At 55.8% G+C, this 24,814-nt stretch carries 25 protein-coding genes; 9 read left to right on the forward strand and 16 right to left on the reverse strand.

Annotation, left to right across the window (positions count from 1 at the left end):
- The first annotated feature begins 169 nt into the window (after positions 1 to 169).
- Positions 170 to 697, forward strand: coding sequence for a hypothetical protein (locus tag AC0YNU_RS32115; protein ID WP_475763969.1), 528 nt, complete (start codon positions 170 to 172; stop codon positions 695 to 697).
- A gap of 44 nt (positions 698 to 741) precedes the next feature.
- Here the strand turns inward: AC0YNU_RS32115 and AC0YNU_RS32120 are convergent, their stop codons facing one another.
- The 10 genes from AC0YNU_RS32120 to AC0YNU_RS32165 form a co-directional block, all read right to left on the reverse strand.
- The gene (locus AC0YNU_RS32120; protein WP_475763971.1) at positions 742 to 1,533 is read right to left on the reverse strand and encodes a hypothetical protein; all 792 of its coding nucleotides are present in this window, start codon (positions 1,531 to 1,533) and stop codon (positions 742 to 744) included.
- A gap of 80 nt (positions 1,534 to 1,613) precedes the next feature.
- Positions 1,614 to 2,273: a phosphate signaling complex protein PhoU gene (gene phoU / locus AC0YNU_RS32125; RefSeq protein ID WP_475764076.1), complete on the reverse strand. Its 660-nt coding sequence runs from the start codon at positions 2,271 to 2,273 to the stop codon at positions 1,614 to 1,616.
- 291 nt (positions 2,274 to 2,564) lie between these two features.
- Complete coding sequence (gene pstB / locus AC0YNU_RS32130; RefSeq protein WP_475763973.1) at positions 2,565 to 3,335, reverse strand: phosphate ABC transporter ATP-binding protein PstB; 771 nt, start codon at positions 3,333 to 3,335, stop codon at positions 2,565 to 2,567.
- Between the two features lie 144 nt (positions 3,336 to 3,479).
- Positions 3,480 to 4,634, reverse strand: coding sequence for a methyl-accepting chemotaxis protein (locus AC0YNU_RS32135; RefSeq protein WP_475763975.1), 1,155 nt, complete (start codon positions 4,632 to 4,634; stop codon positions 3,480 to 3,482).
- A 122-nt stretch (positions 4,635 to 4,756) separates the two neighbouring features.
- Positions 4,757 to 5,662: a phosphate ABC transporter permease PstA gene (pstA, locus tag AC0YNU_RS32140; protein WP_475763977.1), complete on the reverse strand. Its 906-nt coding sequence runs from the start codon at positions 5,660 to 5,662 to the stop codon at positions 4,757 to 4,759.
- Entirely contained in the window at positions 5,659 to 6,624 is a 966-nt protein-coding gene (gene pstC, locus AC0YNU_RS32145) for a phosphate ABC transporter permease subunit PstC (RefSeq protein WP_475763979.1), read from the reverse strand. Before pstC ends, pstA begins: the two co-directional genes overlap by 4 nt.
- 114 nt (positions 6,625 to 6,738) lie before the next feature.
- On the reverse strand, positions 6,739 to 7,602 hold the full coding sequence (locus tag AC0YNU_RS32150) for a phosphate ABC transporter substrate-binding protein (protein ID WP_475763981.1): 864 nt from the start codon (positions 7,600 to 7,602) through the stop codon (positions 6,739 to 6,741).
- A gap of 40 nt (positions 7,603 to 7,642) precedes the next feature.
- Complete coding sequence (locus AC0YNU_RS32155) at positions 7,643 to 9,046, reverse strand: stalk domain-containing protein (RefSeq protein WP_475763983.1); 1,404 nt, start codon at positions 9,044 to 9,046, stop codon at positions 7,643 to 7,645.
- Between the two features lie 360 nt (positions 9,047 to 9,406).
- Complete coding sequence (locus AC0YNU_RS32160; RefSeq protein WP_475763985.1) at positions 9,407 to 10,939, reverse strand: MDR family MFS transporter; 1,533 nt, start codon at positions 10,937 to 10,939, stop codon at positions 9,407 to 9,409.
- A gap of 97 nt (positions 10,940 to 11,036) precedes the next feature.
- Positions 11,037 to 11,660, reverse strand: a complete 624-nt coding sequence (locus AC0YNU_RS32165; RefSeq protein WP_475763986.1) for a PadR family transcriptional regulator — start codon at positions 11,658 to 11,660, stop codon at positions 11,037 to 11,039.
- Between the two features lie 322 nt (positions 11,661 to 11,982).
- On the opposite strand from AC0YNU_RS32165, the gene AC0YNU_RS32170 reads away from it, so the two are divergent.
- On the forward strand, positions 11,983 to 12,330 hold the full coding sequence (locus AC0YNU_RS32170; RefSeq protein WP_475763988.1) for a VOC family protein: 348 nt from the start codon (positions 11,983 to 11,985) through the stop codon (positions 12,328 to 12,330).
- Positions 12,331 to 12,443: 113 nt separating this feature from the next.
- On the opposite strand, the gene AC0YNU_RS32175 is transcribed toward AC0YNU_RS32170, so the two are convergent.
- The 4 genes from AC0YNU_RS32175 to AC0YNU_RS32190 all read right to left on the reverse strand — a co-directional run bounded on the left by AC0YNU_RS32175 (position 12,444) and on the right by AC0YNU_RS32190 (position 15,944).
- Positions 12,444 to 13,295, reverse strand: a complete 852-nt coding sequence (locus AC0YNU_RS32175) for an amidohydrolase family protein (protein WP_475763990.1) — start codon at positions 13,293 to 13,295, stop codon at positions 12,444 to 12,446.
- A gap of 129 nt (positions 13,296 to 13,424) precedes the next feature.
- Entirely contained in the window at positions 13,425 to 14,333 is a 909-nt protein-coding gene (locus AC0YNU_RS32180; protein ID WP_475763992.1) for a fumarylacetoacetate hydrolase family protein, read from the reverse strand.
- Positions 14,334 to 14,390: 57 nt separating this feature from the next.
- Complete coding sequence (locus AC0YNU_RS32185; protein WP_475763994.1) at positions 14,391 to 15,164, reverse strand: SDR family NAD(P)-dependent oxidoreductase; 774 nt, start codon at positions 15,162 to 15,164, stop codon at positions 14,391 to 14,393.
- Positions 15,165 to 15,185: 21 nt separating this feature from the next.
- Positions 15,186 to 15,944: an IclR family transcriptional regulator gene (locus AC0YNU_RS32190; protein ID WP_475763996.1), complete on the reverse strand. Its 759-nt coding sequence runs from the start codon at positions 15,942 to 15,944 to the stop codon at positions 15,186 to 15,188.
- Positions 15,945 to 16,248: 304 nt separating this feature from the next.
- Between AC0YNU_RS32190 and AC0YNU_RS32195 the strand changes: the two genes are divergently transcribed.
- The 7 genes from AC0YNU_RS32195 (at position 16,249) to fabV (ending at position 22,575) form a co-directional block, all read left to right on the forward strand.
- Complete coding sequence (locus AC0YNU_RS32195; protein ID WP_475763999.1) at positions 16,249 to 17,148, forward strand: helix-turn-helix domain-containing protein; 900 nt, start codon at positions 16,249 to 16,251, stop codon at positions 17,146 to 17,148.
- A 94-nt stretch (positions 17,149 to 17,242) separates the two neighbouring features.
- A complete protein-coding gene (locus AC0YNU_RS32200; protein WP_475764001.1) occupies positions 17,243 to 18,235 on the forward strand; it encodes a phytanoyl-CoA dioxygenase family protein in 993 nt (330 codons plus the stop codon).
- Between the two features lie 312 nt (positions 18,236 to 18,547).
- Positions 18,548 to 18,934 (forward strand): DoxX family protein, encoded by a 387-nt coding sequence (locus tag AC0YNU_RS32205; RefSeq protein WP_475764003.1) that lies wholly within the window; start codon positions 18,548 to 18,550, stop codon positions 18,932 to 18,934.
- A gap of 117 nt (positions 18,935 to 19,051) precedes the next feature.
- A complete protein-coding gene (locus tag AC0YNU_RS32210; protein ID WP_475764005.1) occupies positions 19,052 to 20,002 on the forward strand; it encodes a ring-cleaving dioxygenase in 951 nt (316 codons plus the stop codon).
- Complete coding sequence (locus AC0YNU_RS32215) at positions 19,999 to 20,610, forward strand: alpha/beta hydrolase (protein ID WP_475764007.1); 612 nt, start codon at positions 19,999 to 20,001, stop codon at positions 20,608 to 20,610. The genes AC0YNU_RS32210 and AC0YNU_RS32215 overlap by 4 nt, the downstream gene beginning before the upstream one ends.
- 20 nt (positions 20,611 to 20,630) lie before the next feature.
- A complete protein-coding gene (locus AC0YNU_RS32220) occupies positions 20,631 to 21,245 on the forward strand; it encodes a flavin reductase family protein (protein ID WP_475764009.1) in 615 nt (204 codons plus the stop codon).
- A gap of 139 nt (positions 21,246 to 21,384) precedes the next feature.
- The gene (gene fabV, locus AC0YNU_RS32225; protein ID WP_475764011.1) at positions 21,385 to 22,575 is read left to right on the forward strand and encodes an enoyl-ACP reductase FabV; all 1,191 of its coding nucleotides are present in this window, start codon (positions 21,385 to 21,387) and stop codon (positions 22,573 to 22,575) included.
- 56 nt (positions 22,576 to 22,631) lie between these two features.
- Here fabV and AC0YNU_RS32230 read toward each other — a convergent pair whose 3' ends face one another.
- Positions 22,632 to 24,089: a HAMP domain-containing sensor histidine kinase gene (locus AC0YNU_RS32230; RefSeq protein ID WP_475764013.1), complete on the reverse strand. Its 1,458-nt coding sequence runs from the start codon at positions 24,087 to 24,089 to the stop codon at positions 22,632 to 22,634.
- Positions 24,082 to 24,777, reverse strand: a complete 696-nt coding sequence (locus AC0YNU_RS32235; RefSeq protein ID WP_475764015.1) for a response regulator transcription factor — start codon at positions 24,775 to 24,777, stop codon at positions 24,082 to 24,084. The genes AC0YNU_RS32230 and AC0YNU_RS32235 overlap by 8 nt, the downstream gene beginning before the upstream one ends.
- Positions 24,778 to 24,814: the final 37 nt, after the last annotated feature.

The raw sequence follows: 24,814 nt of genomic DNA on the forward strand, positions 1-24,814 counted from the left end.
TTTTAAACTCTTCGTTGAATCTTTTCCGTTGTTCACCCATGTGAACACCTCCTGTTGAAGTTATTATTCACTTTCTCTTAAGAGGTGTCCACTTTCTATTCTAGGCCCAGAAAAGCTGCTGTTTCGCAGCTTTAGGCACTCGCCGGAGCCGATTCGGCCGGAAAAGCTGTTGTTTCGCAGCTTTAGGCAGCCGCCGGAGCCGATTCGGCTGGAAAAGCTGCTATTTCGCAGCTTTCGGCGCTCGCCTGAACCGGTTAGGCCGGAAAAGCTGCTGTTTCGCAGCTTTGAGCACCTGCCGGAGCCGGCTCGACCGGAAAAGCTGCTGTTTCGCAGCTTTGGGCATCCTCCGGAGCCGATTCGGCTGGAAAAGCTGCTATTTCGCAGCTTTGGGTACTCGCCGGAGCCGGTTCGGCCGGAAAAGCTGCCGTTTCGCAGCTTTAGGCAGCCGCCGGAGCCGGTTTGGCCGGAAAAGCTGCTGTTTCGCAGCTTTGGGCACTCGCCGAAGCTGGCTTGGCCGGAAAAGCTGCTATTTCGCAGCTTTGGGCAGCCGCCGGAGCCGATTCGGCTGGAAAAGCTGCTATTTCGCAGCTTTCGGCGCTCGCCTGAACCAGTTCGGCCGGAAAAGCTGCTATTTCGCAGCTTTAGGCAGCCGTCGGAGCCGGTTCGGCCGGAAAAGCTGCTGTTTCGCAACTTTTGAACTTAGACAGTTTTCGGTGGTTCTTCGCACGTTTTATATAACCGTTACAAGTAGTTGCTCGCCTGTTCATTCACCCGAAAGCCGGTCACATACGTCTCTTTGGCAAGTGGCGAGAGCAGTCCGAGCTCCGATAATCTTACCAAGGTTTTACGCGCTGCTCGAAAGGTGAGCTTGAAACGATCCGAGACGTCACAGGTTCGAATAGGCACTGTCATGTTGCAAGCCATGCGGAGCACCTCTCTTTCCAGCGGGGATAGCGATGCTTCTAATGCGGGGGCCATTCGCAGCGCATGAGGACCGATGGCGAGTTGGAGAAGCATGCGGCAGATTTCAGGGCGCTGCTGAATATCATCGAAGGAGAAATGTATCATTCTCCATCCGATGCCGGTCAGGTAGGTGTCCCGATTCAGCGAGTAACTGAAGCGTTCGCGATCCATGTCTTTCACATGGCTCTGAAAACCGTCGCACTCGATGCCGAATTGCCCGGTTGGCGGCAGGTATGCGAAGTCGAGGAATTGCGATTTGCGATTCCAGTCCATTACTTCGTATTCCGGGTGCAGATGCTCGAAAGTGCCGAATAGCGGCCACCACACCTGCTCGAGCAGCAATTTCTCCGCATGCCGATGGCCGCGGATGAGTCGGCCTCGCCGTTCTCCGGATCGTGTCTCCGAATGCCGAGCGATAAACTGTTCGTAGGCAGCTTCAAATCTAAGATTGATCATTTTCATTCCTCCTTGGATCAGGACATAAAAAAACGTCCTTCCGCCGGTTACCGGCAAGGAAGGACGTTCTTCGTCTGTTCCAAGTATATCATGCCACTGCGCCGAATCCAGCATCTTTAGTGAATGAACTTCACGCGAAAGTTTTACTCGGCTATTGGTTCGACTGCTTCTCTCGATGCAACGAGCCGTAGGAACTAAGAGTTCAAATCCGGTCTCACGCCCGTGACGAGATAAACGACGGATTCCCCGATGTTGGTCGCATGGTCGGCGAAGCGTTCGATGTAACGGCCGACGAAGCTCAGCAGGTTCGCTTGGGAAATCGTCTTCGGATTCTCCATCATCAGCGTGAACAGCTCGCGGGTGATCTGAGAATACAGCGCATCGACGAGATCATCGTCCTTCGCCATCTTGTAGGCCATGTTCACGTTTTCCTGCACGAACGACTGGATCGATTCATACGTCATCATTTGCACGATTTGCGACATGCGCGGCAGGTCGATCAACGGCTTGATCAGCGATTGGCCTTCCAGGCGAATGACGACCTTGGCGACGTCGACGGCGAGATCGCCCATCCGCTCCAGATCGCTGGCGATTTTGAACGCGACAAGAATGCGGCGCAAGTCCTTTGCCACCGGCTGCTGCGTCGCAATCAGCGTCGCGCCGAGCTCGGAGATTTTCTCCTCGATTTTGTTGAGCTCTTTATCTTCCTTCACGATGCGTCTTGCTTCGACCGCATCGATCGTTTCGAGCGCCGTCATCGCCTGCTCGATCGCCGTTTCGACGCGCCGCCCCATTTCCACGATCAGCTCGTTCAGTTCTTCCAGTCCGTGATCGAACTCTTTCCGTCTCGTCATCATGGCTAGTCCGCTCTCCCTCTCCTAATGGTTTCCGTCTCCGACTACTCGAAGATGCTGGTGAATGCTGCGTTCTCCGACTACTCGAAGATGCTGGTGAATGCTGCGTTCTCCGACTACTCGAAGATGCTGGTGAATGCTGCGTTCTCCGACTACTCGAAGTTGCTGGTGAATGCTGCATTCTCCGACTACTCGAAGTTGCTGGTGAATGCTGCATTCTCCGACGTTCGTCGGAGAATGCAAACCAATCACCTGAACGCAATCCGATCACCTGAACGCAAACCAATCACCTTAACCGAATCGTCCGCTAATATAATCCTCCGTACGCTGGTCGCGCGGATTGGAGAACAACTTCTCCGTATCGGAGAACTCGACCACTTCCCCGTTTAGGAAGAAGACGGTTTGGTTCGATACGCGCGCCGCCTGATGCATGTTGTGCGTCACCATGACGATCGTGTATTTATCCTTCAGCTCCTGCGCCAGTTCCTCGATCTTGAGTGTCGAGATCGGATCGAGCGCGGATGTCGCTTCATCCATAAGCAGAACGTCGGGGTTAACGGCAATCGCGCGCGCGATACACAGCCGCTGCTGCTGGCCGCCGGATAAGCTGAGCGCGGAACGTTTCAGGTAATCCTTCACTTCATCCCATAGAACGGCGGAGCGAAGGCTTGTCTCGACGATCTCGTCCAGCTTCTGCTTGCTGCGGATACCGTGCAGGCGAGGGCCATATGCCACGTTGTCGTAGATCGATTTCGGAAACGGATTCGGCTGCTGGAACACCATGCCGACTTTCTTGCGCAGCGTCTCCACGTCGACTTCCTTGGAATAAATATCCGCGCCGCCGATCGTGATCTTGCCTTCGATCCGCGTGTTCGGAATCATGTCGTTCATGCGGTTAAGCGTCCGCAGCAGCGTCGATTTGCCGCAGCCGGACGGACCGATGAAGGCCGTGATCGCCTTCTCCGGAATATCCATCGTCACGTTCTTGAGCGCTTGGAAGTTGCCGTAATACAGATTTAATTTATGAATGTCGATTAAGGTTTGCGAAGCGATGGATTGCATGGCTTTTCCTCCATATCGGTGGATTGATTCCGTTTTCGCTGCTTTTGCCGATTGGCTCAGCCAGCTCTTTCTTCTTGCTACACACCCAATAGTAGCTTCCATTTGTCATTCGAATATGATTGTTTTGTAAACGGAATATTAAAATTAGCGAATTCCCTGCATCTCGCGCATTAGCGACTCCATGCTCTCGGTCACGCGCTGCGCCCGATCGTAGGCCTCGTCCGACAGCTTGCCGATCTCCGTCACGCTGCCGCTGTTGTCGGCAGCGGCATGGAACAGCTGCTGGAAGACATCTGCCGCTTCCTGGACATAACCCTGGCTGGCGTTGGCTTCGGCGCGGCCAAGACCGACCAGCTGCACCGTTTCCTTGACCGCGCTCAGAATGGATCCGATCAGCCGGTTAATATCGTCCGCGGACGACTTGGTCTGCGTCGCCAGCAGCCTGACCTCGCTTGCCACGACCGCGAAGCCTCTGCCGTGCTCGCCGGCGCGTGCCGCCTCGATCGTCGCATTGACCGCCAGCAGGTTGCAGCGGTCCGCCAGCTCGCGAATCAGCCGCGACACGGTTCCGATCGAGCCGGCCCGCTCATGCAGCTCGCCGATCTGCTGCTCCTGTATGTTCGTACGCTGCGACATGCTTTGGATCGCCGCGGATACTTTATCCAGCTCGTTCTTCCCCTTGAGCGTCAAATCGAGCATCGTCTTCGACATCGCCTCGCCCTTGGCCGACGCTTCGTGCACCTCTAGCACCGAGCGGTCGATATCCGAAATCATCGTCTGCGCGCCTTGAATCATCGCGAGCTGCGACTGAACCGTCCGCTGCTGCAGCAGCCGGGACAGCTTCAGCAGGTCGGACATGGTTAGAATCCCGATGCAGCGTCCGCCTTCCGTCACGACGACGCAATCGTAAAGCGTCCGGTCCTCCCGGCCCAGCGCGCGGTCGAGCAGCTCCTGCGGCGAGATATCGAACTCGACAGTGAGCGGCTGTTTATCCATGAGCTTCGTAATGGATCGTCCGTAATAGATCTCTCTGCCGAAACGGTGAGTCTGGATAATCGTGAGCCGGTTCTTCATGACGAGCCCCAGCGGGCGTTCATGACCGTCGCAGACGACGACGCATTCATGATCCGACGCGGCCGCGAACAGTCCGATGATTTCTTCGCAAGTTCGGGATGCCGCGATAAACGGCGTTTTGCGAATAAATGGCATCATGAGTTCGTGATCAGTCATTCGTGCAGCCGACTCCGACAACAAGCCTCCGGATACAACCTCTTTCGATTCCACAACAGCTACGCCCATGCCCCGCACTCCCTCTCTCAAGCAATGATCTTGCTTAACTATAGGACCAGAGCATTATCGCTGCTGTCGTAAAATGTAAGACGAGTGTTAATTTTAAGGTATTTTGTCGCATATATCCTGTCTTACCGCATTTTGCGCGCATTCAGCCACAGCGGTACCCGGAAGACAATATTGATCATCAGGACGATAAAGACGAGCACGGCTGCGGATTTCTCCGCGATAAGCCGCGCATCGGGAACGATCGCCTCGGATTGCACGTACCAGAGATGCACGGCCAGCGTCGCGCCCGGATCAAGCGGATTGAAATCCCACATGACGCCCGAGGACGTTACCCCGCCGGTCAGAATAATAACGGCGCTCTCGCCGAATGCGCGCCCTGCCACCAAACAAATCCCCGTAATAATGCCGTTCAAGGCAACCGGAATCAAAACGCGCCGGATCGTCTGCAGATGCGTGCTGCCAAGGGCGAACGAAGCCTGCTTCATCTCCTGCGGAACGGAGCGAATCGCTTCCTCCGTCACGCGGGTAAGCACGGGCAGGTTCAAGAACGCCAAGCTTATCGCCGCGCCGATGACCGTAAGTCCCAGATCGAGCGATTCGACGAATAAGACGATCCCGAACAGGCCAAAGATAATAGACGGCACGGAAGCCAGCCCTTCGACGCAAATCCGGATAAAGGCGATAAATTTATTCGCCGGCGCAAACTCGGCCAGATAGATGCCGGACGCCATGCCAAGCGGAATCGAGATGATCAGCGAGATAAAGAGGACGTAGAACGAGTTGAACAGCACGGGGCCGATCCCGCCGCCTTCCTCGATCTCGCTCGGTTCGCCGTATAGGAAGCCCCAGTCCAGCTGAGGCAGCCCCTTCTGGAGAATCGTATAGAGCAGCGCGATAATGAAGAGGATCGTGCAAATGCCAACGAGCCAAACGATGCCCGTAAACAGTTTATTCGTCAGCTGATTCATGCTTCTGCGCGCGGCAAATGGATGGCTGGCCGCGACTGCGGCTGGTTTGACTTCGCTCATGATTTCGCTCCTCTGCCTTGAATCGCCCTCACGGCAACGATCATGATCAGTGAAATGACGAGCAGGATAAAGCCCATCATATACAGCGCATAGTTCCACGCGGAATCGAACGGTACGTTCGGGATTTGCATGACGATATTGCTCGTCAGTACGGACGTCGGCTTGAACAGCGCATCCGCCAGCTGCGGCGTATTGCCGATGACCATGACGACCGCCATCGTTTCGCCGAGCGCGCGGGCCATGCCAAGAATGACGGCGTACATGATCCCGCTCTTAGCCGCAGGAATGACGACACGTACGACGGTCTGGAAGCGGGTCGAGCCGAGCGCATAAGAAGCGTCACGGAATTTCTTCGGTACGGCAACGATGGAATCGTCCGTAATACGGCTGATCGTCGGCAGCACCATGATGGTCAATACGATTGCGGCAGCTAATATACCATCGCCCAGGTTGGTTCCCGTAACCGACCGCAGCATCGGGATCAGCACCGTCATGCCAAGGAAGCCATAGACGACGGAAGGAATGCCGACGAGCAGGTCAAGAATGGGACGCAGCGCGTTTTTCAGCCAAGCGGGCGTCATTTCCGATAGGAAAATTGCAATAATCAAGGACAACGGCACCGAGATGGCCATCGTCAGCAGGGTAAGAGCGATCGTGCCGAAAATAAAGATAAATGCGCCGTACTGTTCGTTTTCCGGCACCCATTCGGTCGAGAAAAAGAAGGTTTTCAAGGACACGGTCTCGAACGTCAACATGCCGGTCCGCCCCATCAAGAAAAGAATCGAGAACAAAATCAAGCATACGAATACTGCGCTTGCGATACATACGATTTTGAACGTGCGGTTATAGAACGCCAGCCGCGCTCTGCGGCTGAATGCTTTGCCGGACGAACCCTCCAAGCTTCGGCCAAGTTCTTCGCCTGAGTAAACGGTACCGGGATTCGGCACTTCCATCATACTCATATCCATCTCTTCTCCTCTCATTTCATAAAGAAAAGCCAGCTTCCCGCCCAGTTGCAGAAGCTGGCTTCACGTGTTCCTACGACGTACCTGAGTGACGCCTTCGGTTGTTACTGCTTATTTCTTCATTGCCGCAAGCGGAATGAATTTGAGTTTTTTCAGGGAACCGTTTTGGAACTTCGAGCTTTGCACGTAGTCGATGAACGCTTTAACGGCGCCAGTCGGTTGACCTTTTGTCATGTAGTAGCCGTACGACCATACTTTGTACGTGCCGTTGATGACGTTAGCTTCCGTAGGAGCAACGTTGTTGATGCTGACGGCCTTCATTTTGCTGCCCGATACGTAGACAAGGTCGATGTAGCCGATTGCGCCCGGCGTCGTCTCGATCGCCGTCTTCATGTCGCCGCTCGATTTCACTTCTTTGTAGTATTTGCCTTTTGTCATGAAGTCCGTGCCGTTCAATGCTTTGATTTGGAAGTTAACGCGCGTGCCGGAACCGAATGCGCGGTTGACGACGACGATGTCCGAATCCTTGCCGCCGACTTCTTTCCAGTTCGTGATTTTGCCGGAGAAGATTCCGGACAGTTGGCTGTTCGTCAGGCTGGATACGCCGACGTCGCTGCTCGTAACGGCCGCGAAAGGAATAACGGCTACTTTGTTGGCCACTTGACCCGTAAAGGCGGCGAAGCCCGGTACGGCCGTGGAAGCATCCCAGTCGCAAGCGCCGATGTCGGCGATGCCTTTGCGCACGGATTGCGGGCCCGTTACGGAGCCTGCAGCGGATGCGGAAATTTTAACCTTCGGATTCAGCTTCTTGAATTCGTTGGCAGCCTGCAGCGTCAGCGGGAGCAGTGCCGAAGATCCGTTGATGACGATGCGTCCGCTCAGTTTGCTCGATGCGCTGACAGCGGATACGCTGCCGAATGTAAGGGAAAGTGCCATAACGGCCAAGCCAAGATTTCTAAACCATTTCGTTTTCATAGATAGTTAAATCTCCTCTCGTTTTGTCGAATCGAATGTATTAGTTCGTAACTTTCATCAGGGAATCGCCGTCTACTACATAGGTCATGTCGTCGACTACGACTGCTACAGGCGCGCCAGGAGCCGCTACGACTTCGCTTACGTTGCCTTCAAGGTTGCCGATCAGCTTGGATGTACCGGCTACCGTATCGACTTCGTAAAGGGCCGTTTGCTCGCCCGCGTCGGTCAGGGCATAGATTTTGTCGCCTGCGAATGCGGCTTGCAGCACGTCTTTATCGCCGATCAGCTTCGTGATCGTTTTGTCCTTCGCTACCGCGACCAGGGAAGAAGGCTGGCCATCAACCACGCTGATGTAGAACGCTTTGCTGCCGTCAGCTGCCGCGCCGACGAAGATTTTGTCGTCGGTCGAAGCCGTCAGCTTCGTGCCTGCCGCCGAGTCCTTCACCGAAGCGTCGTAGAAGTAGATTTGCGGCTCCGTGCCCGTCGTGTCGATCGCCACGTCGTCCGCGTCTACAGGCTTAGTGGCATCGGCCGTAACCGCGCCCGGTTTCGATACGACATAGAAGAATTTCGTGCCGTCCGTCGAAACGCTCAGGTTGGATTTGTAATCAACCTTGTCGCTCAGCACTTGCGTCAGCTTGCCGTCGGCGACGTTCAGCTTCTGGATGACCGTTCCTTTGTCGCTTTGCAGGAAGTAGATCGCGCTGCTGTCCGCGGACCATACCAGCTCGGGCTTGATCGAATTGTCGGCCGTTACGGTTTGGCTCGTGAAGCTTTTGCTCGTCAAGTCGATGACGTAGACTGCGCCGTCGTCGTCCGTGTAAGCGGCTTTCTTGCCGTCCGGCGATACCGACAACTCGGAAGCGGAATCGGAGCTCAGCACTTTCGTGAAGGCGCTCGTCTTCGCGTCGACGATGTAGTCCGTGCGTCCTTCGTCGGACAGCGCCGAAGCGAGCAATTGACCGGCGTTGATCCAGCTGATGCTGTCCGCATGGATGCGCTCAACCGAGTCGATCCATACTAGGCCCGCATCGTCCGTCGCGCCGTCTACGCCGAAGGCGCCAACGAAGTCCTCGACCGAGATATAGTAAGAACCATTAACGCTTACGACCGCTTGCTGCAGGTCTACTTGCTCGCCGTCTACCAGCGCTGCCGCTGAACCGGCATGAAGCTCGATGGAGTGGCCATGGATGTAAGCCGTTACGCCGGATTTCACGTTGACGACGAACATGGCGCCGGTCGCGGAACCGAGGTCGCGCAGCGATACCAGCGTCGTTCCGTTAGCTTGGATCGAGCGAACCTGGATGGAAGAATCGTTGACCATCACGTTAAACGGAACCGTTGCGGTAGCTTGCTGCGGCGTTGCGGCCGATGCGATGCCGATTGCGGACGTGCTGAGCGCGACTGCGAGCGCGGAAATCATAAGCGTTTTTTTCATGGACATTTGACTGTGATCACCCTTCTGAAATGGTTTGGTTTTCTGCGTCGTTTATATGTACAAGACCGATTATAGGGAAACTTTGTTAAGCGATCGTTAATCGTTTACCATGTATTGTTAAGTGGCCGTTAATCTATTGTGTAGAAATTATTAACAATTGGTCGCAACGGCTCATAAATTCGGTACGAAAGTCTGGATTTCGACCCCCTCAAACGAGAATTCGCGATAATTCGCAGCCGGAAGCGGTACATTCAGCTCATGGTATAAGCACAAAAAAAGCCCAGCGCCAAGCGCGAGGCTTGGGTCACCGGACTTAAATGGCGCATTCGCGGCACCTTGGAGAAGATGTCCGAGACGTGCCCGATATTAATGGGTAGAAGGCGTCGATTCCGCATGTTCCATGTCGCTCAGCTTCTTGCGGCCCATGAAGAAGGCGAAGAACAGTGCCAGCGCGGATGGAATGATCGCCCATGCGAACGTATGCGTGATCGAGTACGACAACCCGTTCGTGATTTTGTCGAGAATCTCGGCAGGAATATGTTTTCGGAGCTCAGGCGCCAGAATCGCGCGAGGATCGCTCAAATTCACGTCCTGTGGAAGCTGGCTTTTCTCATCCGCCGTGAACAACGTCGAGAACTTGTTCATCATCGTATGACTTTGAATAATGCCGAATACCGTAATGCCGATCGTCATGCCGAGCGAGCGCAGGAAGTTCAACGTCGCGCTTGCCGTGCCCCGCTCCTGCGGAGAGAACGAGAAGATCGCCGCGTTGCTCAGCACGGAGAAGGAAGCCCCGATGCCAAGTCCGATCAGAACCATGAAGATGATGACCGTATAACGATGCGATTCCACGCCCAGCGTCGTGAGCAGAATATTGCCGACCGTCAGCAAGGCCAGCGTCGGAACCATCAGGGAACGGAACGACGTCTTCATCATCAGGGCGCCGCCCATGGTAGCCGTCACGACGGAACCGACCATCATCGGCAGCAGCACGAGGCCGGAGTCCGTGGATTTGCCGCCGAACACGCCTTGAATATAGATCGGAATATAGACGGAAGCCGTTACGAAGGCCGCGCCGCTGAACATTGCGATCGCGTTGCTGGACGAGTACAACCGATTACGGAACATGCTGAATTTGATGATCGGCTCGCCCACGACCCGTTCGATCAAGATAAATGCGATCACCAGAAGCGCGAAGCCGCCGAACAGGCTTAGGATAACGCCGGAATCCCAGGCATAATCTTTGCCGCCGAGCTCCAGCGCGAACATCAGGCAGACGACCGCGCCGACGAGCGTAACCGCGCCGCCCCAGTCGATGCGCTGCTTGCTGTGCTCCACCGATTCTTTATAGAAGAATGCGATCATGACGAAAGCGATCAGGCCAAGAGGCAGGTTAATGTAGAAAATCCATTCCCATTGGATGTAATCCGTAATATACGCGCCGAGCAGCGGTCCGAAGATGCTCGATAAGCCGAATACGGCACCGAACAGGCCGCCCAGCTTGCCGCGGCTCTCCGCGGGTACGGCGTCGAACATGATGGTGAACGCGATCGGCACGAGCGCGCCGCCCCCGATGCCTTGAACCGCGCGATAGATGCTCAACTCCACGATGGAGTTGGCCGTACCGCAGAGAATGGATCCCAGCATGAACATTAATAATCCAAATATAAAAAACTTCTTGCGTCCGTACATGTCGGATAGCTTGCCGAAGATCGGCATGCCCGCCATCTCGGCTACCATGTAGGCCGACGTGACCCATACGAATTTGTCCATGCCGCCAAGCTCGCCGACGATGGTACCCATTGCGGTCGCAACGATCGTATTATCCATGGATGCCATCAGAATGCCAAGCAGAAGGCCGGCAACTACGATACCGACTTTGTTACGTTGTGCGCTCATGCTTTGTTATTCCCTCCTGTTACTTTCTCGATTACCGAATGGCCAAGTTGACGTTGCCGAACAGAACACCCGAGTTGCCAATAACCGAATTGCCGTGTCACCGATGCAGCTCCTCGTCGGGAGGCACCGTCATATGCCAGGCTGTCTCCCCGTTCAATTGCTCCGTCAAACTGCCATTCTTGATATCGTCCTTGAACGTTAGCAGCCACTCCAGCTCCGCATGCAGCTGATGGACGATATACTCCGCCTCGATCACGAAAATACGCGACAGCCCTTCCCCGCGCGCCAAGTCGATGCCGGCCTGCCGCTCCGCGATCGACTTCCGGATGAATCCGATCCGCTGCTCGAGCAGTTCGTACGTCTCCGCGGGCGAGATATGCCCGATGAACGCCAAGGCTGCCGGAAAATGGGCGTACTCCTTGACCGGCTCGTAAATCAGCTCGCGGAGCCAATCCATGAATCCCGCCTTTCCCGCATCCGTCGGCGCGTAAATCGTCCGCTCCGGATGTCTTCCTTCCCGCTGCGTCTCGAGCTCCACGATCCACCCCTGCTTCAGCAAAGCCTCCACAACAGAATAAAGCGAGCCGTTGTTCAGCTTGATGACATCCGGAATGCCGCGCTGCTTCATCGTGGCGGATATCTCATACGGATGCATCGGTTTCTCGTTGAGCAGCGATAAGACGGCAAGAGCCAGCATATTGTGTATTCTTCGATTGGCCATGAGTCTTAATCCCCTTCGAAACGATTTTGCATCGTATAGTCTGTTTCGACTATACGAGATCGAATGCTTGCTGTCAACGGTCTGGAGATGTAAACGATAGGAAAAGATTTTGTCTTGGCGCGCTTGATTATTCTAACGCGGCGATTGCCCCGAAGCTGCCGCGGGGGTTGTAGGAGAAATTGAATCGGAGCCCCAAAAAATAAATGAGTCCGGATTGGCGACACCGCCAACTGGCAGTCTAATTGAAAAAGGATCTTAATTTCTGATATCGAATATCTACTGTTATCGGATAGCCAACATTTAATGACAGGAGTTTGAAACGATGATAAAAGGATTCGGCGGTATATTTTGGAGAACGAAGAATCTTGAAGCCACGAAGAAATGGTACAGCGAAGTGCTGAAGATCGAAATCGGAGAATGGAATGGGACGATGATCAAACCCCAAGCGGGAAACGAGACGATCTTTTCTTTCTTTGCCGAGCATGACGCTTATTTCCCTGCGGAGCAGCAAGTGATGTTGAATTTCGAAGTCCATGATTTGAACGAGACGATTCAGCATCTTGAACGGATTGGCGTACCTATTGCCAAGCCAGCAGAGACAAGCGAATATGGATCGTTCGTTTGGATTGAAGATCCCGATGGCCGGCTGGTCGAGCTTTGGGAAAAATAACGGGTTATCCTCTAGTTGTATATTGAGCAAACGGGGAACGTTGGCGCAACAAAGACAGCGGCAGACTAAGACTGATGTTCAAGTCTTAGTCCGCCGCTGTTTGTTTGGTATGGTTAATTAACCGGAAGCTTGTAAAAGGCAGCGGCATTGTCGCCGTACACTGCCGCAAGCTGCTTCTCGGTCAACCCTTCCGGGAGCGCTGACTTCAGCACCTCGCGGACGTCCGCGTAGCTGCCTGCCAGAAGGCAGACCGGCCAGTCGCTCCCGAACATGACGCGCTCGGTGCCGAAGCATTCCACGACATGCCGCACGTACGCGGTAAACTGCTCCGGCTCCCAGGAATCGTGATCGGCTTCCGTCAGCATGCCGGACAGCTTGCAATAGAGTCCGGGATGGCTTGCGGCAAGCTCCTTGATTTGGCTGGCCCACGGCTCGAAGATCCCTTGTCCGATCTGCGGCTTGCCGATATGGTCGATAACCGCATGCAGATTCGGTATCTGCTTCAGAAGTTGAATCGTCTCCGGCAGCTGCTTGGAATGCATGAGCAGATCGACGGGCTGGCCGATCTCGGCCAGATAGCGAAGCGCCTCCAAGCTCTCCGGCTCCAGCACCTCGGACGCATCCTTCATTTCTTGAATCATGATCCGAACGCCGACGAATTTGGGATGGGCGCGGAACTTCTCCAGCACCGTCTTCCATCCCGGATCATGAAAATCAAGCCAGCCGACAACGCCAGCGATCGAATCCGCTTGGTCTGCCAGCTGCAGCATGTAGTCGGTTTCCGCATGGGTGGCAGCCGCCTGCACGACGATCGTCTGCCGAACCCCGGCGCGCTCCAAATCCGGCTCCAGGTCCTGCGGGCCGTAATCCCGGTAAAGCACGGGTCCGCCTTCCGGCGTCAGCCAGCCGTAGTCTCCCCGGTCAAGCTTCCAGTAATGCTGATGGGCATCGATTGTTCGACTCATTCCAAGCACCTCTTCGATTTTATGATTTTGATGCTGACTTTGATGCTCGCGTCGATTCGGCCGCAAGCCAACGCAGAAACGCCCGCCGCCCATTGAGCTCCAATGAACGGCGGGCGCGTGTCTTCTCGCTTAAGCCGGATCCTTGACGAAACGGTTCGTCAGCTTGCCCAGCTTCTCGATTTCGATCGTAACTTCGTCGCCCGGCTGCAGGTACACCTGTTGATCCTCCGGCAGTCCCAGCACGACGCCTTCCGGCGTGCCTGTCAGGATAACGTCGCCCGGCACGAGCGTCATATGCTGCGAAATGTAGCTGACGATCTCGTCGCAGCGGAAAATCATATCCGACGTATTGGAGTTTTGGCGCGTCTCGCCGTTCACGATTGCCTTGATGGTCAGGTCGTTCGGATTGCCGACCTCGTCCGCCGTCACGAGATAAGGTCCGAGCGGGCTGAAGTCGTCGCAGGACTTGCCGAGCAGCCATTGCTGCGTGCGCAGCTGCAGGTCGCGCGCGGACAAGTCGTTGACCGCGCAATAACCGAATACATGGCCGAGCGCGTCTTCCTTGGACACATACTTCGCCGTTTTGCCGATAACGATGACAAGCTCGGCTTCATAGTCCAGCTTCTGCGTCACTTTCGGAACGGCGATCTCCTTCAGATGACCCGTCAGCGTGTTGTTGAATTTATTGAACAGAATCGGGAATTGCGGGATCGGCGCATTCGTCTCTTCCGCATGCTTGCGGTAGTTAAGTCCGACGCAGATGATTTTGTTCGGCGCCGTTACGCACGGTCCCCACTCGATCTCTTCCTCGCTCACTACATAGGCTTCATTGCCCCCTTCAGGCAGCGAAGCGATAAATCCGCGCAGCGACGCTAGCGCTTGCTCGCCGCCCTCGATGACCGCCATGACATCGGACGGCACCTCTGCGCTTGCCCGGGAAGCTTCTGCCGCCAGCGCCTGCTCGACATCGATAACGCCGTTCTCCGTTACGACGCCCAGCGCGTTCCGGCCTTGTTTGGATATGCTGATCAATTTCATTTCGTTATTCCTCCTTATATAAATGAAAAATAAGTGCAAGCAGCTTAAGTTAATTCGTTATGCGTTCTTGCCGAATACAACGCCGCCGTCCACGTAAAGCGGCGCGCCCATGACGAACGACGACTCGTCGGAAGCCAGGAACAAGGCTGCCTTCGCGACATCTTCCGGCAAGCCGAGATCTCCGCTCAGCTGACGCTTCTGCAGACCGGCAATCGCTTCTTCTTTGTTGCTGTAGGATGTCTTCAGGTAGTTCTCCACGAATGGCGTCATGATCGTACCCGGAAGCAGCGCGTTGACGCGGATTTTGTACGGCGCGTAATCGACTTGCATCGATTTGGTCAGCGCAAGCACGGCGCCCTTCGTAGCGGCGTACGAGGCGCGGTTGGCAAGGCCGATCTCGGCGATGCAGGACGACATGTTGATGATGGAGCCTTTGCCGGCTTTCATCATATGCGGAATGACGTATTTGCTAGGTAGGAACACGCCCCGGATATTAACGTTGATGACACGATCCCACGTTTCCGGCTCGATCTCGTGCAGCACGCCTACGCCGCTGATGCCGGCATTGTTGAACAAGACGTCGATAACGCCGTATTTCGCGATGATTTGATCGACCATGGCGGATACTTCCTCGGGATTCGTAACGTCGGCGCGAATGAAGGTCGCTTCGCCGCCGGCCGCCTCGATTTCCTTCACCGTGTCCGTGCCGTGCTGCTCGGACAGATCGTTGATGATTAGCTTCGCGCCTTCGCTTGCGAATAGCAGCGCCGTAGCCTTGCCGATCCCTGAACCCGAACCTGTAATCAAAATGACTTTGTCTTGTAACCGCATTGTCTTCATCTCCTCTTCCGATTATGAACGCTGTGCGGAGAGCCGCCTTGCAAGCGCCTGCATCTCCGTTCTTGCCTCTTCGCCCTTCGCATCCCATTGATGCAGCAGCATGGAACAGCTGACCGCGGTCGCGGCCTGCCCTTCCCCTCCGCGGATCACGGCTGCGATGCAGCGGAAGCCCATGACCGATTCCTGGTCGTCTTCGGCATAGCCTTGCTCCCGAATCTCATGCAATTGCCGAAACAACGCTTCGCGCGTAGCAATCGTATGCGGCGTTAATGGCGGAAGCGCTTGCTCGGGATATAGAAGCTTCAACTCATCGTCCGTCAGCTGTGCGAGCATCGCTTTGCCGAGAGCGGTCGCATGCGCGGGCAGCAGCATGCCGGGCTCCGACTGAAGCCGAACCGGCGATACCGCCTCCAGCTTGCCTAAGTAACGCACTTGATTGCCCTCCAGCTTGGCCAGCTGAATGGTTTCCTGCAGCCGATCCCGGGCAGTCGCCGCCTCGACCTGAAACGAACGGCTGAGGTCGTAGCTCTTCGCATACGACGAGCCGTACGCCGCGAAAGCGTGGCCGAGCGAATACGTATCGCCTTCCTCGCGCCTTACCCACTGGAGCGTTTCCATCGTGTTCAGCAGCGAAAACATCGAGCTCTTGTTGATATCCAGCCGCTTGGACAGCTCGATCAGCTTATACTTGGCGGGTTCTTCAGCAAGAACCGCAAGCACTTTATCGGCTTTCTCCAGCGCGGGGACCCAGTATTTGCGCTCCTCTGACACTCCATCGCCTCGCTAATGCCGGTTTGTAGTTTTATATACAAAACCAACTTCTGTATAGTAAACCTTCTTTCTTTACTATAGCTCGCCACCCAGACAATTTCAACCTGAAAATAAAGCGTTCTCCTTTCATTCGCGCGCATCTTCCCTCGATTTGCCCAACAGCGCCTTTGCTCTGTTCGGACGGGTCCTAGGGTACAGTTCCTGGTTGCGTCCATGCCGGCCTTCTTGCCATAATAGACTCAAAGCGGGTTGACGGATTAGACGGTCTCTGCCCGCGGCATGCCGGGGAAGGAAGTGCGACTTCATGAGTCTGGAGCAGGACCAATGGCCTTATGTCCATGCTGTTGGCGACATTATCGTAAGCAAGGGCTCGAAGCTGGGGATTCGCGAGATTGACGATTACGAGCTTGTATATTTTCCCGAGGGTACCGGAACCGTGTATGAATGGGGGGGCGCGCCGCATGTTCTCGATTCGCCCTGCTTCGTATTCACGCGCCCGCAGGAAAGCCACCAGTATTTGTTCGACCGGGAACGCAATACCCGCCATCTGTTCGTTCATTTCGATTATGAACCGCTGCGGCGCCGGGACGAGCGATTCGCCGCTCTGCTGCAGCAAAGCTTCCATATCATCCCCGCAAGGCACAGCAGCCTGGTCGCCGCGTTGATGCAGCAGATCATCGTCGTGGCGGGCTATCAGTCCCATCATTGGAAGCAGCGATTGTCCTCGCTCGTGGCCGCTGCCATGGAGGAGCTCGCCGCCTACGCCGACAATACGCCGGAATTCGCGTCCGAGAGCTATCCCGTCCAAGTCTCGCGCGGCATTACTTATATAGAAGAACATTTGACGGAGCCGATCACGATCGAGCAGGTCGCCAGGCATGCAGGCTGGTCGCATGAGCATTTCACCCGCATCTTCGTCGCCGCGGTCGGCATCTCCCCCAAACGCCTGCTGCTGGAGCGCAGGCTGCGCCTCGCCGAAGAGTTCATGCTGCTGGGCAGTCGATCGGTGAAGCAGATCGCGTACCAATGCGGCTTCGGGGATGAGCATCATTTCTCAAAAATATACAAACGGATCCGCGGCATCACGGCAACCGAATATTTGGAGCGCTGCAAAGAACCGATATTCCGCCATGCGGCCGTTGAGGTAGACCCCGGACGGACGTTTGCGAATCGACATATCCTTGTTAACGCCCCTATCAAATAAAGACATCGATTATCGCCTTTCTTCCATTGAAACCGCTCCCTCAGATGAGGCAATATAGAAGCAAGATCACACTTCACTGGAGGCAGGATATCATATGGCAACCTTCTATACGCCTAAGTCTCGCTCGCATGAAGACCGCTATCTGGTCAGCGTCGAGGACTACGTGCACTATCAACGCAACGGCTATTTGATCGTGAGAGGACTATTGTCAAAAGAAGACATCGCCGAGCTGTACGCGCTCGCGGAAGAGACGCGGCTGAAAGCCGAAAGTCTCGTGCAGTCTTACGTCCCCGGCTCTTCCGATCCGTTGAAAGAAGAATTCAAAGCGGCAACGCGTGTCCATATGCTGTCCCGCGTCGAGCCGGCCGGAGAACGCGGCATGCTGCATCCCCGCATCCTCGACGTCACGGAAGCGCTCATCGGACCGGACGTCTACGCCGTGCAATCGATGATGTTCCTCAACCCGCCCGGCCGCGGCGGCCAAGGCTGGCATCAGGATTCCTGCTACATCAAGACGCATCCCGATACATTGGTTGGCGCATGGATCGCGCTGGAGGATGCGGACGAGGAGAATGGTTGCCTTTGGGTCGTGCCGGGCTCCAACCACGAGCCCGTCTATCCGCCTAAGGAAATCGGCGGCGGCAACGTGCATGCGCTCGACGCTTTCTCCAACCTGGACGGCGTGCAGAACGTCAGCCATCTCGACGACGAAGTGAACACGCTGTCGCGCGTCGTCGCCAAATATCCCGCGCCGATCTCGGTACCACTCCAGGCTGGCGACGTGCTGTTCTTCCACTCGCATCTCTTCCATCGTTCCTTTCCGAACAAAACGACGGACCGTTACCGGCGTTCGTACGTATGCCATTACTGCAACGCGCGATCCTGGGTGCCGTGGGACCATGACGGCTACGAAGGCGATTCCGGCAACTACCGCCAAATTCTCGCCAGGGGCCGCACGCATCTGCCTTATGCCGAGCCTGCATTCGGTACGGAGGTTTACTTATATGAAGGCGCCGAAAGCGACGGCAGCGTCAGCATGATGGGCATGGACAACGGCATGATGATGCCGGTCGTGCAGAAGAAATAAGTTCGCCATGCCGCTTCCGTTGAGGAAGCGGCCTTTTATTAGGATGTTTTATTAGGATGAGATATTTTCACGACCGGGTGTTGACAATACGGAACGGATCGCGTATATTTATCTTAAAGTTAAGATTATTAATTTCGAAATTGTTGCTGACGAATCAAAACAATGCTTCTGGCGAATCGATTACGGAGGTGCGGTATCATGTAGAACATGCCGGATCAGAAGACGAATACAAGCGGTAGTGCTTTATTTTTTAGCCAATATCTTAAATTTAAGATTATTAAAACCAAACTAATTTTATGGAGGATGATTGCAATGATGGATTTGGGATTGCTTTTGATTCGAGTGGTAATCGGGTTGTTGTTTATCGGACACGGCGCGCAGAAGCTGTTCGGCTGGTTCGGCGGTTACGGACCGAAGGGTACCGGCGGCTGGTTGGAATCGGTCGGCATTAAACCGGGCGTTCCCATGGCGGTTGCAGCCGGACTGATGGAATTGGTCGGCGGCCTCCTGTTCGGAGCCGGACTGCTCGTGGAAGTCGGCGCCGTGCTGATCGCGCTGGCCATGCTGGGCGCCATCTTCAAGGTACATGGCAAGAACGGCATTTGGTCCACCGCGAATGGCTACGAGTATCCGCTGGTTCTGCTCGTTGTCGTCATCGGCGTCGCGCTGATCGGCGCTGGCGATTACGCGCTGAATTAAGAAGGCATTCCATTTCAGTTGTCGAAAGTGAACAGTGCATGCACGTTAAAATGGATAAGCTAGATAATCGATAGCAGCGGCCTGACTTGGCCATACTCAAACTAGGAGGGAATTCTAATGACGCATCATACAGCCGGTATTCACCATATTACTTCTTTCGTTCGCCACCCGCAGGACAACGTGGATTTCTATGCAGGCATCCTCGGCCTGCGCCTTGTGAAAAAAACGATCAACTTCGACGCGCCGGACGTTTATCACCTCTACTTCGGCAACGAGATCGGCGGACCCGGTACCGTTATGACCTTCTTTCCTTCCGAAGGCGCTCGAATCGGCAAAGTGGGCGGCGGTCAAGTCGGCTACACGACCTTTGCCATTCCTGCAGGAGCTCTCTCCTTCTGGGAAGCTCGGCTGACCTCATTCGGCGTCGCCTTCGAGCGGACGCATCGCTTCGGCGAGACCTACCTGCAGTTCAAAGACCGTGACGGCCTTCAGCTCGAGCTTGTCGAACGCGAAGAAGGCACGCTTAGCGAGTGGTCGTTTGGCGGCATTGCGGTCGAACAGGCGATCAAAGGGTTCGGCGGCGCCATCCTGTACAGCGTGAAACCGGCGCAAACCCAAGCCACGCTGGTCGATGTCCTGGGCCTCGAGAAAGTCGGAGAAGAAAACGGCCTCGTCCGTTACCGCGCTGCCGGCGATATCGGCAACGTCATCGACATCAATGCCGAACCGGTGCCTTGGGGCGCGGGCGGAGCCGGAACGGTGCACCATATCGCTTGGCGCGCAGCCAGCTACGAGGATCACGTCAAATGGCGCGATCACGTCATCGAACAAGGCTTCCACGCGACGGATATCATCGACCGCCAATATTTCAACGCGATCTATTTCCGCGAGCAAGGCGGCATCCTGTTCGAGATCGCAACCGACGCCCCTGGCTTCCAGCGCGACGAACCGTTCGAAACGCTCGGCGGCAAATTGATGCTGCCATCGTGGTACGAACCGCAGCGCGACCTGATCGAGCAAAATCTGTTTCCGATCGAGGTTCGGGTATTGGAGGCTGACGGACAATGAAGCATATCTTCCAACCCGGTACCGATCCGAATGCACCCGTACTGTTGATGCTCCATGGTACCGGCGGCAACGAGCATGATCTGCTGCCGCTGGCACAGCTGCTATCCCCCTCTTCCGCCGTGCTGAGCGTGAGAGGGAACGTGCTGGAGAACGGAATGCCCCGCTTCTTCCGCCGCCTGGCCGAGGGAATCTTCGATGAAGTGGACTTGCGCTTTAGAACGAAGGAGCTGTATGAATTTCTGGACGAAGCTGCCTTGAAATATGGCTTCCGCCGCGACAATATCGTCGCGGTCGGCTACTCCAACGGCGCTAATATCGCGGGAAGCCTGCTGTTCCATTACGCCGATGCGCTTCAAGGCGCCGTGCTCCATCATCCGATGGTGCCGCTGCGAGACCTTGCGCTGCCGGATCTGACGAAACTGCCCGTGTTCATCGGCGCCGGTACGAACGATCCGATCTGCACGGCTTCCGAAACGGAGGAGCTGGCGTCCCTGCTTCAAGGGGCTGGCGCTTCCGTAACGGTGCATTGGGAACAGAATGGACATCGGCTGTCTTCAACCGAGGTGAATCAAGCGGCGACATGGTTCAAATCGGCTTTCGCTGAATAATGACTGCGGGAGGTAAGCGCATGATTGCCATCGATCCGTCCAGCCGAAGCGAGCGGGACAACTATAAATTCATGACGGGCACCATCATTCCGCGGCCCATCGCGTGGGTCACGACAATGACTCCGTCAGGAACCGTCAATGCGGCGCCGTTCAGCTACTTCAACATCGTGACGTCCAATCCCCCGATGATCTCGGTGTCCGTGCAGCGCAAGAGCGGCGCGATGAAGGATACGGCCCGCAACGCGCAAGCTCTTGGCGAATTCGTCGTCCAAATCGCCGATGAGCGCAACTTAGCGTTCGTGAATCGGACGGCGGCCAATCTCGGCCCGGATGAAAGCGAGGCGGAAGCCTTCGGATTGACGCTTGCGCCGAGCGATGTCGTCCGAATTCCTGGTCTTGCCGACACGGCCGTGCGGATGGAGTGCACGGTCGAGCGCATCGTCACGCTCGGCGGCACGGACGATTCGCCAGCCTGCGATCTCTTGATCGGTCGGATCGTCCGATTCCATATCGACGAACGAATCTACGATGAACGGGGCCATGTCGATGCCCAGGGTCTGCGACCCGTAAGCCGTCTGGCCGGCAACATCTATGCGAAGCTTGGGGAAACCTTTGAATTGGAGCGTCCCTCCTAATCGTCCGTGATTAAAGTCCGCGATAACGCGGGCTTTTTGCGCGTCAGGTTGCGGTTTGCCCGCATTCAAGGTACTATCGTAACATTGAGTACATAGCTTATCCCCTGACATTCGCATGAGAGGAAATGAATACACAGCCATGATTATTAAACCTAGAACACGCGGTTTTATTTGCACGACGGCGCATCCTGTCGGCTGCGCCCAGCAAGTGCAGGAACAAGTGAATTACGTCAAAGAACGTCCGGCTCTGCAGGGCCCGCGCAACGTGCTCGTGATCGGCGCATCCGCCGGTTACGGACTCGCAGCCCGAATCGTATCCGCATTCGGCGCAGGCGCCAATACGGTCGGCATCTATCGCGCCAGCGAAGGCAAGCCAGGCCGCACCGCTTCCGCGGGCTGGTACAACTCGGCCGCCTTCGAGAAAGCCGCGCAAGAAGCAGGCTTGAAATCCTTCAGCGTCACGGGCGATGCCTTTTCCTCTGAAACGAAGGAGAAAGCCGTCGAACTGATTCGCCGGGAACTCGGCCAGGTCGACCTCGTGGTTTACAGCGTCGCTTCGGCACGCAGAACGGATCCGGCCACGGGCGAGACGTTCAACTCCGTACTCAAGCCGCTTGGCGGCACGTATACGAACAAAACCGTCAACTTCCACTCCGGCGAAGTGAGCATGATTTCCATCGACCCCGCCAGCGAGCAGGAAACGAAAGAAACGGTCGCCGTCATGGGCGGCGACGACTGGCAGCTGTGGATCGACGCGCTGCAAGCAGGAGGCGCGCTGGCGGACGGCGCGACGACGATCTCGTATTCGTATATCGGTTCGCAGATCACGCAGCCGATCTACCGCGAAGGAACGATCGGTCAAGCCAAGGACCACTTGGAAGCGACCGCGAAGCAGCTGAACGAGCAGCTTGGCGCCGCCGGCGGACGTGCTTTCGTCACGGTCAGCAAAGCGCTCGTCACGCAGTCCAGCTCCGCGATCCCTGTCGTGCCGCTGTACATCTCCGCGCTGTACAAGGTCATGAAGGAGAAAGGCATTCACGAAGGCTGCATCGAGCAGACGTACCGTCTGTTCTCCGAGCGCCTCTACGCCGGCGGCGAAGTGCCCGTCGACGCCGAAGGCCGCATCCGCATTGACGACTGGGAGCTGCGCGAAGACGTGCAGAGCGAAGTCGCGAAGCTGTGGGCAGCCGTCACGACCGAGAATATCGAACAGCTGACGGACCTTGCCGGCTACCGGACGGAGTTTTTCCAGCTGTTCGGCTTCGAGACGGACGGCGTCGATTACGAAGCGGACGTCGATCCCATCGTCGACGTGCCGAATGCGATCTAAATCAGAGATAAAGCCGGGAACCTCGCGTAGAGGAACCCGGCTTTATCTTTGCCCGCTTACTTGCTTGATGGGGTCGGCGGCAGCTGGATGCCCCTGCCTTCGGGCGCTCCTCCGTCCGGCAGCTCAAGGCGGAATGTATAACGGCCACTCTCGTGATGAAGAGCGATCGTCCCGCCATGCAGCTCCACGATCTGCTTTGCAATCGACAGTCCAAGACCCGATCCGTCGTTCTGCGCGCCGGAAGCACGCGCGAAGTCGGTTTTGTAGAAACGGTCGAACAAATGCTCCTCCTGCTCCATCGTGATCGGCTGACCTTGATTTTCGATTTCAATGGCGATTCGCCCGTGATTCCCGATAGATGACGCGCGCACGACGATATTCCCCGGCACGGTCGAAAATTTAATCGCGTTCATGAGCAGATTGTCGATCGCCCGCACGAACTTCTCGCTGTCGACCGCCACGGGAAGACTAGTCCCTGGCAGTTCCCGCTTGATGACGATGCCGCGATCAAGCGCGATCGGCTCGTATTCGGATATGAGCTGGCGGAGCAGCTCCGTCATATCGATCGCTTGGCGTTTCAGCTCGCTATCGCCTGAAGTCAGCCGAGTATATTCGAACAGATCATCGATCAGCTTCTTGAGCTGCAGCGTCTTGCTGTACGTGTTCCTTACGAACTGGTCATGCTCGGCTTCGTCTTGGTACCCCTTGCTCTCGAGCAAATCCAAATAGCCGATGATGCTGGTAAGCGGCGTGCGCAAATCATGGGATACCCCGGTGATAAGCTCCATTTTGGATTGCTCGAGCTTGCGTTCCTTTATCAATTGGCGCTGCAGGCTCTCGGCCATCGCGTTGATGTTCTTGGATACGACGCCGAGCTCGTCCCGGTCCCGCGTGCTTAAGCGTACGTTCAGGTTTCCGCTCGCGATCTCGCCGAGCAGCCGATTAATCTGTTGGATCTTCCGCGTCTTGCGGGAGGTGAACCAGTAGAAACAAACGACGAACACGAGCAGGAACAGCATGACGTTCTTCAGCGGCTGCTCCTTGATGTAATAGCCGGGCTCCCCTTTCAGGCGGCCCTCCGCCACGAGAAAAACCTGTTTGCCTTGCCACACTCCGGCATCGATCAATCCGTACGGCTTCCCCTCGTAGTCATCGGTCTCATCCGAATGGGAGGCATAATAGCCCATGATGCTGAGCTGCTGCTTGACCGCTTCCGCGGAATGGAAGAGTACTTTGCCCGATTCGTCCGCGACGTACACGTCAACCTTGCCATCGCTCGCTTCGTCTACCGCCGCTTGCAGCGAATAGCCATTGATTCGTCCGGGAAGCTCGTCTTTCAGGTAGGTTAACCGGTCCTCGACCAGCGCTTTGCTGGATTCATAGCTGGTAAAACTGACTCTATACGCCGATCGGGTTACCACGTTAAGGAGCGCGATGACGAGGACGCTGGCCAGCAGGCTGACGAGAATCGTCGCGATCAGCTGCGTGCGGATGTTGAATTTGAACTTAATCAAGTTTGTATCCAACTCCCCATACCGTCTTGATATAGGCCGGCTCGCGCGGATTGGTCTCCAGCTTCTCCCGCAGGTTTCGGATATGCACCATCACCGTGTTATCGGAATAGCCGGTCTGTTCCTTCCAGACGGTCTGATAGATGCGGTCGGCGCTGAAAACCTGCCCCCGATTGCTTGCCAGAAGACCGAGAATGGAAAATTCCAGCGGCGTAAGCGCGATTTCCTTGCCATTCACCGTCACCCGGTGCCGATCGATCTCGATGGTGAGATCCTGTATCGCGATGGCGGACTGCGCATTTTGTTTGGCCGACAGGGCGTTCATTCGCCGCATTTGCGCCTTGACCCTGGCAAGCAGCTCAAGCGGATTAAACGGCTTCGTCACGTAATCGTCGGCCCCCGTCGTGAGACCCGTGATTTTGTCCATATCCTCGCCTTTGGCCGTCAGCATAATAATTGGGATATCGAGATCCTCGCGCATCTTCATGCAGGCCGTAAGGCCGTCCATGCGAGGCATCATCAGATCGAGAATGATAAGATCCACCGCATCCCGCTCCGTCTTCAAAGCTTCCAAGGCTGCCACGCCATCTTCCGCTTCGAGTACGCGATACCCTTCGTTCCGCAGATAAATATGAATGATCCTGCGGATATCCGGATCGTCGTCGACCACCAATACGGTCCGTTGATTCATGAGTACCCACTCCCGATTCCTGCTGCTTTCATAATTC

This window comes from Paenibacillus sp. J31P316, from assembly GCF_056269105.1.